This window comes from Actinoplanes missouriensis 431 (genome assembly GCF_000284295.1).
GTDB lineage: Bacteria > Actinomycetota > Actinomycetes > Mycobacteriales > Micromonosporaceae > Actinoplanes > Actinoplanes missouriensis.
The window spans coordinates 5,982,142-5,994,404 of sequence record NC_017093.1 but is presented as its reverse complement, the minus strand read 5'-3'; the positions used below and the strand labels follow the sequence as shown (position 1 = coordinate 5,994,404).

Annotated in this window: 8 protein-coding genes; 4 read left to right on the top strand and 4 right to left on the bottom strand. The window is 73.4% G+C overall.

Annotated features, from left to right (window positions below; all coding sequences use genetic code 11):
- Positions 1-620 precede the first annotated feature (620 nt).
- Positions 621-2,081 (bottom strand): benzaldehyde dehydrogenase, encoded by a 1,461-nt coding sequence (locus AMIS_RS27620; RefSeq protein ID WP_014445722.1) that lies wholly within the window; start codon positions 2,079-2,081, stop codon positions 621-623.
- A 93-nt stretch (positions 2,082-2,174) separates the two neighbouring features.
- Positions 2,175-2,972, bottom strand: a complete 798-nt coding sequence (locus tag AMIS_RS27615; RefSeq protein WP_014445721.1) for an IclR family transcriptional regulator — start codon at positions 2,970-2,972, stop codon at positions 2,175-2,177.
- A 66-nt stretch (positions 2,973-3,038) separates the two neighbouring features.
- Here AMIS_RS27615 and AMIS_RS27610 point away from each other — a divergent pair, with 66 nt between their 5' ends.
- Together AMIS_RS27610 and AMIS_RS27605 are read left to right on the top strand one after the other, a co-directional pair.
- A complete protein-coding gene (locus tag AMIS_RS27610) occupies positions 3,039-4,505 on the top strand; it encodes an aldehyde dehydrogenase family protein (RefSeq protein WP_014445720.1) in 1,467 nt (488 codons plus the stop codon).
- Positions 4,506-5,469: 964 nt separating this feature from the next.
- Positions 5,470-6,816, top strand: a complete 1,347-nt coding sequence (locus AMIS_RS27605; protein WP_014445719.1) for an FAD-binding oxidoreductase — start codon at positions 5,470-5,472, stop codon at positions 6,814-6,816.
- Positions 6,817-6,840: 24 nt separating this feature from the next.
- Here AMIS_RS27605 and AMIS_RS27600 read toward each other — a convergent pair whose 3' ends face one another.
- Complete coding sequence (locus AMIS_RS27600; protein WP_014445718.1) at positions 6,841-7,464, bottom strand: maleylpyruvate isomerase family mycothiol-dependent enzyme; 624 nt, start codon at positions 7,462-7,464, stop codon at positions 6,841-6,843.
- 58 nt (positions 7,465-7,522) lie between these two features.
- On the opposite strand from AMIS_RS27600, the gene AMIS_RS27595 reads away from it, so the two are divergent.
- Both AMIS_RS27595 and AMIS_RS27590 read left to right on the top strand, forming a co-directional pair.
- Positions 7,523-8,113, top strand: a complete 591-nt coding sequence (locus AMIS_RS27595; RefSeq protein ID WP_014445717.1) for an HAD family hydrolase — start codon at positions 7,523-7,525, stop codon at positions 8,111-8,113.
- A gap of 151 nt (positions 8,114-8,264) precedes the next feature.
- Positions 8,265-8,717 carry an LURP-one-related/scramblase family protein gene (locus AMIS_RS27590; RefSeq protein ID WP_014445716.1) on the top strand — a complete coding sequence of 151 codons (453 nt, stop codon included), beginning with the start codon at positions 8,265-8,267 and terminating at the stop codon, positions 8,715-8,717.
- Between the two features lie 162 nt (positions 8,718-8,879).
- Here AMIS_RS27590 and AMIS_RS27585 read toward each other — a convergent pair whose 3' ends face one another.
- Positions 8,880-12,251: a proline dehydrogenase family protein gene (locus AMIS_RS27585; RefSeq protein ID WP_014445715.1), complete on the bottom strand. Its 3,372-nt coding sequence runs from the start codon at positions 12,249-12,251 to the stop codon at positions 8,880-8,882.
- Positions 12,252-12,263 lie beyond the last annotated feature (12 nt).

Here is a 12,263-nt window from a genome sequence, read left to right as displayed (position 1 = left end):
GCTGCCGTGGGTGACGCGCGGACGGGCGCTGCCATGAGCGACGCGTGGGCGGGCGCTGCCGTGGGTCACCCGTGGGCGGGCGCTGCCGTGGGCCAGGCGTGCGATCCGGCGTTCGGTGGCCCCTCGGGGGCTGGTGCGGGAGATCAGGCCGCGGCCGATCCGGCAGGGTGCGGTGCTGCCGGGGGGAGGGCTGACAGGGCGGGGGCTGCCGGGGCGAGGACTGCGGGGACTTCGGGGCGGTGCGGCGGCGGAGGCCGGCCGGGGGAGCAGGGCGGCGGTGGCGCGGCCGGCCGGATGGGGGTCCGGCTGCCGCGCGGGTGGGCTCACAACCCGACCAGTCGTCGGGTGGCGCCCGCCGCGCGGCGTGACGGTGGGCCGGCGGCCATCGGCCGTGCGCCGGGCGAAGCCGGCACGGGCGCCGGCGGCCGGACACGGGGAAGCGGCGGGAGCGCTGCTTCCTCCGTACCCTGGATGGGGGGTTCGGGGGGTGGCGACGGGGTCGTGCTCCGGGATCCGGCAACCCGTATCGCCTCGGCTCGATTCATGGCGCTCATTATTGATGAACGTGCATCTGATGCAAGCCTCCCGGCCGCCCTTTAACGGCGTGGAAACAAGTTCGGCTAGAACGGGTACGCCGGCGGCTTGTCACGCATCGTGACCCAGCGGGTCTCGGTGAACGCCTCGATGTTCGCGGCCGGACCGCCGAACCGTGACCCCGTCCCGGACGCCGCCACGCCGCCGAACGGACTGTTCGCCTCGTCACTGACGGTCTGGTCGTTGATGTGCACGATTCCGGTGGGAATGCGATCCGCCAGCGCGAGACCTTTCATGACATCTCGGGTGATGATGCCCAGTGACAGTCCGTATTCGCTCGCGGTGGCGAGCCGGACCGCCTCGGTCTCGTCCGAGAATCGCAGCACCGGCGCCACCGGACCGAAGATCTCCTCGACGAACGCCGGGGTGTCGTCGGCGACGTCGGCGAGCACGGTCGCCGAGTAGAAGAGATCGCGGTAGGTGCCGCCGGCCGCGACCCGAGCACCGTAACCGGCCGACCGGGTCACCACGTTGTGGATCTTGTCGCGCTGGCCGGCGTCGATGATCGGGCCGAGCACGACCTCCTCCCGGTGCGGGTCGCCGACCGGCAGCGCGGCGGCCTTCGCGGCGAGACGCTCCACGAAGTCGTCGTAGAGCCGCTCGTGCACCAGGTGCCGGCCGGTCGTCATGCAGATCTGCCCCTGGTGGAACCAGGAGCCGAAGGAGGCCGCGTTCACCGCCGCGTCGACGTCCGCGTCGTCCAGCACGATCAGCGCCGAGTTGCCGCCGAGCTCCAGGTGGGCCCGCTTCAGGTGCTCGCCGGCGAGTGCGCCGACCCGGCGGCCGGCCGCGGTGGACCCGGTGAACGAGATGACCCGCATCAGGTGGTGGACGACCAGGGCCTCGCCGACGTCGGCGCCGCCCGGCAGCACCTGGAACACGCCCGGCGGCAGGCCGGCCTCCTCGAAGATCCGGGCGAGCGCGGCGCCGCCGGTCACCGCGGTGCGCGGGTCCGGCTTGAGGATCACCGCGTTGCCGAGCGCCAGGGCCGGCGCGACCGAGCGGATCGCCAGGATGATCGGCACGTTGAACGGGGCGATCACCGCGACCACGCCGGCCGGGTAGCGCCGGGACATCGAGAGCCGCTGCTCCTCACTGGGCAGCAGCTCGCCGTAGGGGCGGCCGGGCAGCGAGGCGGCCTCATAGCACTCCTGCTCGGCGGTGTGCAGGGCGAACCCGGCCATCGGCGGGATCGAGCCGACCTCCCGCACGTTCCAGCCGCCGATCTCGTCGGCGTGCTCGGCCCAGAGCCGGCCGGCCCGGCGCAGCACCGCGGCGCGTTCCGGGTGCGGCATCGCGGCCCACACCTTCTGCGCGTCGGCGGCCGCGCGGGCCGCCTCGTCGACGTCGGCCGGGGTGGCCTGACCGATCCGGCCCAGGACGTCGCCGGTCGCCGGCTCCACCACGTCGTAGCCGGCGCCGCGGCCGGGCCGCCAGGAGCCGCCGATGAAGATGTTGCCGGTCCAGGTCTTCTCGTCGAGGAGCATGGGCTCGCCTCCCTGCGTGCTGGGTGCGCTGACGGTAGGCCCATGTTTCCGGCAGATCAACGGAGTGTTCGGCTGATCGGAACGCGATGCCGGCTATCGGTACCCGAGGCGGTTCGACACCTCGGTGGCGGCCTGCCGCAGTGGCCGTTCCAGTCGGCTCACCACCGCGTCCGCCGTCGTCGACCAGACCGTCAGATGCACCGCGACGCTGACCGCGGCGACCACCCGCCCGGTCCGGTCCCGCACCGGGGCCGCCACCGAGCGCAGGCCGGCCACCAGCTCCTCGTCGTTGACCGCCACCCCGCTCTGCCGGATCCGGGCCAGGCTCGCGGTCAGCTGCTCCCGGTTCGTCATGGTCCGCGGACCGCGCCGGGCGAAGTCGGTCCGGTCCAGCAGCCCGCGCAGCACGGCCGGCTCCTGGTGCGCGAGCAGCACCTTCCCCATGGCCGTGCAGTACGCCGGGAGCCGCGACCCGACGTGCAGATCGAGCGTCATCGCGAACCCGCCGGCGGACCGGCTGCTGCGCCGGCGCTCCACGTAGATGATCTCGGCGCCGTCCAGCACGGCCATGCTCACCGTGTACCCGGTCTCGTCGGCCAGCGCCTGCAGGTAGGGTGCCGCGACCCGGGTCACCTCCAGCGAGTTGATCGCGGCGAACCCCAGGTCGACGACGCGCGGCCCGAGCGAGTACTTCCGGGTCTCCGGGTCCTGCTGCAGGTAGCCGAGGCGGGCCAGGGTCGCCACGTACCGATAGGTGGTGCTCTTCGTCAGCTCCACCGAGCGGGACAGGTCGGCGACCCCGAGCACCGGCCGCGACTCGCTGAACGACGACAGGATCGCCAGCCCGCGCTCGAGAGATCTGCTCGTGGTGCTGTCGTCATCGACGGCCATGCCGCATCGTAACGTCGTGTCCGAGCCAGTGAAACGCGTTCCCGGTCGGCTACCATCTGGAGCGCGATGGACCCGGAGCTCAGTGCCGTGCGGCACCACATCGGCGGTGCCTGGACCGGCAGCGTCAACGGCCGGATGTTCGAGAAACGCGACCCCTGGACCGGCGAGGTCTTCGCGGTCGTCGCGGCCGGCGACACCGAGGACGCGTCGGCGGCCGTGACCGCCGCGTCCGAGGCGTTCGGCCCCTGGTCGCTCAGCCTGCCCGGCCGGCGGCAGGAGATCCTGCTGCGGGCCGCCGCGCTGCTCGACGGCCGCCGCCTCCAGGTGCGCCGCCGGCTCGCCGCGGAGACCGGGTGCGCCGCGGTCTTCGCCGAGATCCAGATCGACTTCTGCGTGACGATGCTCCGGCAGGCGGCCGGACTGCCGTACGCGCCGACCGGCCAGATCCTCCCCTCCGACCTGGACGGCACGCGGGCCCTCGCGATGCGCCGCCCGGCCGGGGTGGTCGCCGCGATCGCCCCGTGGAACGCGTCGCTGGTCCTGGCCGGCCGGGCCGTCGTCGCCCCGATCGCGGTCGGCAACACGGTGGTGCTCAAGCCGTCCGAGGAGGCGCCGTACACCGGGGGCGCCCTCTGGGCCGGGCTGCTCGCCGAAGCCGGCCTCCCGGACGGCGTGCTCAACGTGGTCACCCACGCGCCCGGCGAGGCCGGTGTGATAGCCGAGACGCTGATCGCCGACAGCCGGGTACGCCGGGTCAGCTTCACCGGGTCCACCGTGACCGGCCGCCGCCTCGCCGAACTCGCCGGCCGCCACCTGAAACGCGTGGTCCTGCAGCTCGGTGGCCACAACCCGCTGCTCGTGCTCGCCGACGCCGACCTCGACCACGCCGTCGACGCGGCCGTCTACGGCGCCTTCGTGCACGCCGGGCAGACCTGCATGTGCGCGCGCCGGATCATCGTGGACCGCGCGATCGCCCCCGGCTTCACCGCCCGCTTCGTCGAGCGCGCCGCCGCCCTGCCGCTCGGCGACCCGTCCCACCCCGACACCGTGATCGGCCCGGTGATCAACGAGTGGGCGCTCTCCCTGCTCGAACGCCGGGTGCGCGAGGCGGTCGAGCTCGGCGCCACGCTGCTCACCGGCGGCGCCCCGGTCGGGCGGTGCTTCCCGCCGACCGTGCTCACCGGCGTGCCGGCCGCCGCCGAGCTGGCCTTCGACGAGACGTTCGGGCCGGTCGTCATGGTGGAGGAGGCGTCGTCCGCGGACGACGCGGTGGACCGGGCCAACGCGTCCAGCTTCGGGCTGACCGCGGGCGTGATCACGGGTGACCCGTACCGTGGTCTCGATCTTGCCCGGCGTCTGCAGGCCGGCATCGTGCACGTCAACGACCAGCCGGTCAACGACGAGCCGCAGATGCCGTTCGGCGGGGTGAAGGAGAGCGGGTCGGGCCGGTTCGGGATGGGGTTCGCGGCTGAGGAGTTCACCGAGGTGCAGTGGGTGACGGCGCGGAAGGGGCCGAGGCCGTACCCGTTCTGAGCGACCCGTTCTGAGCGACCCGTTCTGAGCGCGCCGTGGGTCGCGTCGTGGGGTCCCGAGTGGCGTCCTGCGGTCCCCGGGCGTGCGGTCCCCGGGCTCGCGGATCTTGGAAACGCCGGCGCCGGCTGGTGCTCAGTGCGGACAAATCGGGCGGCCGGCGGCACTGAGATCCAGCGCTCAATGCCACTTCGCTTAAGTTGATCACTCCGATGACGTGCCGCTTCGCTTGCTGGGGCGGAGCGACCGGACCGTCGTATCGGCCGGCCCGCTGCAGTCGCGGAGCCCTGCCCGTAAACGGCCCGCAGCGTCGGCGGCGTGGATGAGGCCACACGAAACGCCGGCGCCGCATCGACGAGGTCACACACAACGCCAGCGTGGCGATTCATCAACGGCAGGGCAGGGATGAAAGCACACGAACCGTTTCCGTGCGACCTCATCACGGCCGGCGTGAATTGCGGTGCGCCGCCGCCCCCGCGACAGAGCCGCATCGTGAGCCGCTACCCCGGGCACGAGCCCACCGGGATCCGCCCTGTCGCTCACCGTCCCGAATGGGAGATCAACTGAGGCTGAGTGCCATTGCGGCCCCGCGAGCCGTAGCCCGCGCAGGCTGAACCGGCTTGAACACCGTGCTCCGCTACGGCCCGGCCCCGCGAGCCGTCGTGCGCGCAGGCTGATCCGGCTTGATCACCGTGCTCCGCTACGGCCCGGCCCCGCGCGGCCCCGCGAGCCGTCGCCGGCGCAGGCTTCCCGGCCGTTTGTACTCGCGCGCACTACGGCTCGCGGACGCCACGTGGATGCCAGCCGTAGCTGGCGCAGGTTTCCCGAGAGGCGTTTTGCCTGCCTGGGCTACGGCTCGCGAGCGCTGAGAGCCTCCTTTAGAGCGGCTCAAGCGGATTGCAAGGTCTTTCGAAGGTGCCCGGCGCAGAGTCGGGAGCGACGAAACTTCGGGGGAAGGGAAAGACCCATGGATTCTCTGCGCAGGCGCCTCACCGGTGAGCTCGTGGAGCCCGCCGACCCGCGCTACGCGGAGCTGACCGCCGGTTTCAACGCCGCGATCACCGCGACGCCGGCCGCCGTCGTCGAGGCCCGTGACCCGCAGGACGTGGTGGAGGCCGTCACGTTCGCCGCCGGGTCCGGCATCCCGGTCGCCGTCCAGGCCACCGGCCACGGCATCGCCGACAGCCTCGACGGCGCGCTGCTCATCAACACCCGGCGGCTCGACGAGTGCGTCGTGCATGCCGACGGCTGGGCCCGGGTCGGCGCCGGCGTGCGCTGGCAGCAGGTTCTCGACGCGGCGGCGCCGCACGGCCTGGCGCCGCTCTCCGGCTCGGCGCCCGGAGTGGGCGTGGTCGGCTACACGACGGGCGGCGGTCTCGGTCCGGTCGGCCGCACCTATGGCTGGGCCTCCGACCGGGTCCGCGCCGCCGAGATCGTGACCGGTGAGGGGGTGCTGCGCCGGGTCACCGCGGAGACCGAGCCGGACCTGTTCTGGGCGGTGCGCGGCGGCAAGGGCGCCGTCGGCATCGTCACGGCGATGGAGTTCGACCTGGTCCGGCAGGAGCGGCTCCACGCCGGGGCGCTCTACTTCGCGGGCGCCGACGCGGCCACCGTGCTGCACCGCTGGCGGGAGTGGTCGGCGGGCCTGCCGGCCGAGGCCACCACGTCGGTCGCGCTGCTCCAGCTGCCGCCGCTGCCGGGCGTCCCCGAGCCGCTGGCCGGCCGGTTCAGTGTGGCGGTCCGCTTCGCCTGGACCGGCGATCCGGCCACCGGCGAGGCCACGCTCGCGCCGCTGCGGGCGGTGGCGACGCCGCTCATCGACGCTGTGCAGGTGATCCCGTACGCCGCGATCGGCATGATCCACGCCGACCCGGTCGACCCGATGCCGGTCCACGAGACCAGTGACCTGCTGCGCGAGCTCCCCGCCGAGGCGGTCGACGCGCTGCTCGGCGTGGCCGGTCCGGACGCGGGCTCGCCGCAGGTCATCGTGGAGCTGCGGCAGCTCGGCGGGGCCTTCGCCGTTCCCGGCGAGCATCCGAGCGCGCTCGACCACCGGGACGCGGCCTTCAGCCTGATCACCATCGGGGTCCTGGTCCCGCCGGTGGCCGGCGCGGTCGCCCCGCACGCCGATGAGGTGAGCGCCGCGCTGAAGCCCTGGTCGACCGGCGCGACCCTGCCGAATCTGGGGGCCGCGGTGGGGGCGGAGCGGATCGCCAGGTCGTACCGTCCGGAGACCCTGTCCCGGCTGGTGGAGGTGGCGCGCCGCTTCGATCCGTCCGGCGTCTTCACGGTGGGCCAGGTCCCGGTGCGCTGAGCGCGCTCCGGACCCGGCCGGCAATCAGAGGATGGTGAAGCCTGATGGGAGGGTTCCTCGGCCGGTCAGGGCGCGCAGCAGGGCTGCGCCGTCGCCGACCGCGACCGCCACCCGGGCCGCCAGGGCGGCTGACTCGGCGAGAGTGTCCTGGTCCAGGGAGATCGGGACGCCTGCCGCGACCGCCGCGTCGGTGCCGTGGACGACCAGCTCGAACGTGCGGGTCGGCAGCCAGTCCGCGACGCGCATGCCACCGACCGGCGTCGCCACCAGGTCGTCGTCGCTCGCTGAGGCCAGCGCGCCGGTGGCCTGGCCGACGAAGCCGCTCACCGCGTCCGCCGGGCGCTCTCCCAGGGCCTTGCCGGTGTCGCGGGCGTCGGTGGCCGACGCGGTCCGGGCCGCCGCCACCTCGGCTGCCGGGGCTCGGCGGACCGCCGCGAAGTAGTACTCCGGGCCGGGGACCATCAGCATCGGCGCCTGACGGCCGAGCACCTCCGGGACCTGGCGCAACGCCGAGCTCACGGTGTGCCCGAGCAGGTCCCGCAGCGTCCACCCGCCCAGGCCCGGCCCGTCGAGGCGGTCCGGTGGGATCCGGGAGACGAGGTCGGCGAAGGCGATGGCGGCGGAACGGTAGGTGCGGCGGTAGTCCATGTCACCAACCTGCCATGCGGCGGCGGGACGGGCGAGCCAGCGTCGATACCCTGCGCGGGTGCTGCTACAGGTGCCGGACGGCGAATACCAGGCCTACCTCTTCGACTGCGACGGAACGATCACCGACTCCATGCCGGCGCACTACCTGGCGTGGCAGGCGACGCTCGCCGAGTGGGGCTGTGACTTCCCGGAGGAGCTGTTCTACGCCTGGGGCGGCCGGCCGCTCGCGGACATCGTCGCGTCGCTGAACGAGCAGCAGGGCCTCGCCATGCCGGTGCACGAGGTCGCCGCACGCCAAGAGGAGATGTTCCGGGCCGGGCTGCCCAGCATCAAGGGCGTTCCGGGGGTGCTGGAGCACATCGAGGACGCGTACGGGCGGCTGCCGATCGGCGTCGTCTCCGGCAGCACCCGGCTCTCCGTCACCGCGTCGCTGGAGGCGCTCAATCTGCTGGACCGGTTCGAGGTGCTGGTCTGCGCCGGTGAGTACCCGCGGCCGAAACCGTTCCCCGACGCCTACCTGCGCGGGGCCGAACTGCTCGGTGCCGACCCGGCGAAGTGCCTGGTCTTCGAGGACACCGAGCTCGGCGTGCAGGCCGCCACGGCGGCGGGCATGACCGCGGTCCGGGTCCCGCCGCCCTGGGAACGCTGAGGGCCGCCCGGGAATGCTGAGGGCGGCCGGGGGAATGCGGAGAGCCGCCGGGGAACGCTGAAGGCCGCCCGGGAAATGCTGAGGGCGGCCGGGGAACGCTGAGAGCGGCCCAGGGACGCCGGGATTTGTGCCGTCGGCTTACCCTGGCAGCATGCTGACAGCCGGACGCACAAGCATGTGGAAGTCGCAGTACCAGCTCGCGCTGGACGGCGCTCCGGTCGCCGAGTGGGACCCCAAGGTGTGGAAGACGGGTGGCCGCTTCGCCCTGCACGGCCAGGAGTTCGAGGTGCGTGCCCACGGCTGGGGCTCGACGTTCTCGATGACCGACGCCCACGGCACGGTGCTCGCCGAGGCCAAGCGGGTGGGCCGCAAGAACTGGACGGTCCAGGCCGGGGACGCGGCCTACGAGTTCCGGCGGACCTCGATCTGGCGCAACGACCAGGAGCTGCTGCACAACGGGGTGGCGGTCGGCACGATCCGGCGGACCAGCTCGTGGAGCGGGGACCTGGAGGCCGACCTGCCGGGGCTGCCCCTGCCGGTGCAGATCTTCATCGTCGGCGTCATGATCACGTGGTGGAACTCGCAGGCCGCGGCGGCCGCCTGACAAGGGCGCGCGCGGGGCGGCCCGGTCACCAGCGGTTGCGGGCCTCCTCGGCCCAGCCGGTCAGGCCGTCCAGCGGGACTCGCCGGCCGTCGCCGGTGGCCGCCCAGCCACGGGGCGCCAGCCGGACCGGCCGGCGCCCCGTGCACTACTCCCGGCGATGCGTCACAGAACCTCGGCCGCCAGCACGAGCGGATTCCCGAAGCGGTGTGCGGTGATGCTGACCGCCTGCTCGTGCAGGAACGGCAGCAGCTCCACCTGCCCCGACTCGGTCACCGGCCCGGCCCAGATCGCCAGGTCCGGGCGTCCGCCGGTCGCCGCCATCAGGGCGCTGCCCGCGGCCGGCGAGCCGCTGATCAGGCGTACCCGGCCGGCGCCGAGACCCGCGGCGAACGCGCCGTCGTCCTCGATCACCGCGTCCGGGAAGCGGGCGGCCAGCTCGGCCGGCAGCGGCTGGGCGCTGGAGACGCGCAGCAACGGCTGCCCGGGAGCGCCGGCGAGGATGCCGGCGGCCAGGACCCGTACCAGATCGGCGAGGGAACCGTCGGCGGAGAGCCGGACGGTGACCGGGGTGGGCAGGTAGCGCAGCACGTTGCGCTCGGCCTCCAGCCCGGAGACGTCACCGGCCGCGAGCGGGAACGCGGCGTCGCTGCGGGCGGCGCGCTCCACCCGGGCTACCTCGGACTCGGTCAGGAAGGCCGAGGCGGCGGAGAGCAGCGTGCGCACGCCCAGATCGGTGATCGCGGTGGTGGCGGTGGACGGGCGGGACTCCCAGCCGGTGAGGCCGGCCAGGTAGTTCGGACCGCCGGCCTTGGTGCCGGGGCCGACCGCCGAGCGCTTCCAGCCGCCGAACGGCTGGCGGCGGACGATCGCGCCGGTGATGCCGCGGTTCACGTACAGGTTGCCGGCCTGCACCCGGTCCAGCCAGGTGCGGATCTCGTCGCCGTCGAGCGAGTGGAGGCCGGACGTGAGACCGAAGTCGACCTCGTTGACCACGTCGATCGCCTCGGTGAGGCTGTCCGCGGTCATGATGCCGAGGATCGGCCCGAAGTACTCGGTGCGGTGGTAGGCGGACCCGCGCCGCACGCCGTCCCGGACACCGGGGCTCCACAGCTTGCCGGAGTCGTCCAGCGCGCGGGGCTCGAGCAGCCACTTCTCGCCCTGACCGAGCGTGGTCAGGCCGTCGAGCAGTTTGCCGGCGGCCGGCTCGACCAGCGGGCCGACCTGGCTGCGCGGGTCGGACGGGTAACCGACCTCGAGCGACGACACCGCGTCCAGCAGCTGCGTCCGGAACCGGTCCGAGTGCGCCACACTGCCGACGAGGATCACCAGTGAGGCGGCCGAGCACTTCTGGCCGGCGTGCCCGAAGGCGGACGACACCACGTCCTTGACGGCCAGGTCCAGGTCGGCGCTGGGGGTCACGATGATGGCGTTCTTGCCGCTGGTCTCGGCGAGCAGCGGCAGGTCGGTGCGGAACGACCGGAACAGCTCGGCGGTCTCGTACGCGCCGGTCAGGACGACCCGGTCGACGAGCGGGTGCGCGATCAGCTCACGGCCCAGCTCGTTCTCCTCGACCTGCAGCAGGGTGACCAGGTCGGGGTCGGCGCCGGCCGTGCCGAGGGCGTCGCGGATCACGCCGGCGAGCACGGTGCCGCAGCGTTCCGCCGGTCCGGCCGGCTTGAGCACCACGGACGAGCCGGCGGCCAGGGCGGCGAGCACCGAGCCGGCCGGGATCGCGACCGGGAAGTTCCACGGCGGCGTGACCAGGGTGAGCCGGGCCGGCACCGGGACGGCGCCGTCGGTCTCGGCCAGCCCGGCGGCCAGCTCGGCGTAGTAGTGGGCGAAGTCGACGGCCTCGGAGATCTCCGGGTCGGCCTGGTCGGCGGTCTTGCCCGCCTCGGCCGCCATCACCTCGAGGAACGTGTCGCGGTTCGCTTCCAGGGCCGCGCCGATCCGGTGCAGCACGGCCCGCCGGTCGGCGCCGCCCCAGGACGCGGCGGCGGCCTTCTCCATGGCGGCGTTCAGCTCCTCCCGGGAGTGGATCTTCACGAGGGAGAGGCCCAGCGACGAGGAGGCGGAACGCTCCAGGATCGCCCGGAACCGGGTCCGGTTGACGGCCACGGCCGGGTCGGTGTCCGGGGTGTTGACGAACAGTCCCGGCTCGGAGCGGGGGACCGCCGCGTAGCGGTCGGCGACCCGGTGCGGCTGCGGCGCAGGGGAGTCCAGATCGGCCAGCGAGGCGCGGAACCGCTGCTCCTCGCGGGCGAACAGCGCCGAGTCCGAGTGCAGCTCGAAGACCGCGGACATGAAGTTGTCCGAGCTGGCGCCCTCCTCGAGCCGCCGGATCAGGTAGGCGATCGCGACGTCGAACTGCTCCGGCCGTACCACCGGGGTGTAGAGCAACAACCCACCGACCTCGCGGCGGACCGCCTCGGCCTGGCCCTCGGCCATGCCGAGCAGCATCTCGAACTCGATGCCGGCCCGGACGCCGCGCCGGCCGGCCAGAACCCAGGCGTACGCGACGTCGAAGAGGTTGTGACCCGCCACGCCGAGCCGGACGTTGCCGATCCGGTCCGGGTGCAGCGCGTAGTCGAGGACCCGCTTGTAGTTGGTGTCGGTGGCCTGCTTGCTGTCGCAGGTCGCGACCGGCCAGCCGTGCAGCTCCGCCTCCACCCGTTCCATCGGCAGGTTCGCGCCCTTGACCAGGCGCACCTTGATCCCGGCGCCGCCACGCTCGCGGCGGGCTGCGGACCAGACCTGCAGCCGCATCATCGCGTCCAGCGCGTCCGGCAGGTACGCCTGCAGCACGATGCCGGCTTCCAGCTTGAGCAGCTCGGGCCGGTCGAGGAGCTGGGTGAAGACCGCGATCGTGAGATCGAGGTCCTTGTACTCCTCCATGTCCAGGTTCACGAACTTGCCGGTCTCGGCGGCGAGCGTGAAGAGCGGGGTCAGCTCGTCGACGATGTCCGCGACCGACTCCTCGAAGGCCCACGGGTTGTGCGGCGCGACGGTCGACGACACCTTGATCGACACGTAGTCGACGTCCGGGCGGGCGAGCAGGCGCTCGGTGCTCTTGAGGCGCTGCGCGGCCTCGCCCCGGCCGAGCACGGCCTCACCGAGCAGGTTGACGTTGAGCCGGACGTTGCGCTTCTTGATCCGGGCGATCGCCCTGCCCAGGCGGGCATCGGTCGCGTCGACGATCAGGTGACCGACCATGTGGCGCAGCGCGCGGCGGGCGATCGGGACGACCACGCCGGGCATCAGCGGCGCGAAGAACCCGCCGGCACGGACGGCGGCCCGCAGGTGCAGCGGAAGGAACGCCGGGATGTCGGCCGACAGCGAGCGCAGCGCGCGGGCGCTGACCCGGGTGTCCTCGGGGCGGATCACCCCGTCCACGAAGCCGACCGTGAACGCGAGCCCCTTGGGGTCGCGCAGCACTCCGGCGAGCTGCTTCGCGGATCCGCCGACGGGAACGTCCGCCGCCTCGCGCAGCCAGCGCCGTACCAGGGCGATCGTTTCTTCGGCGATCTCAGACATCGGGATGCTCCT

Excerpts from the sequence above, each read along its gene's own strand:
- AMIS_RS27620 (WP_014445722.1), bottom strand. The coding sequence starts at position 2,081 with ATGCTCCTCGACGAGAAGACCTGGACCGGCAACATCTTCATCGGCGGC.
- AMIS_RS27615 (WP_014445721.1), bottom strand. The coding sequence starts at position 2,972 with ATGGCCGTCGATGACGACAGCACCACGAGCAGATCTCTCGAGCGCGGG.
- AMIS_RS27610 (WP_014445720.1), top strand. The coding sequence starts at position 3,039 with ATGGACCCGGAGCTCAGTGCCGTGCGGCACCACATCGGCGGTGCCTGG.
- AMIS_RS27605 (WP_014445719.1), top strand. The coding sequence starts at position 5,470 with ATGGATTCTCTGCGCAGGCGCCTCACCGGTGAGCTCGTGGAGCCCGCC.
- AMIS_RS27600 (WP_014445718.1), bottom strand. The coding sequence starts at position 7,464 with ATGGACTACCGCCGCACCTACCGTTCCGCCGCCATCGCCTTCGCCGAC.
- AMIS_RS27590 (WP_014445716.1), top strand. The coding sequence starts at position 8,265 with ATGCTGACAGCCGGACGCACAAGCATGTGGAAGTCGCAGTACCAGCTC.
- AMIS_RS27585 (WP_014445715.1), bottom strand. The coding sequence starts at position 12,251 with ATGTCTGAGATCGCCGAAGAAACGATCGCCCTGGTACGGCGCTGGCTG.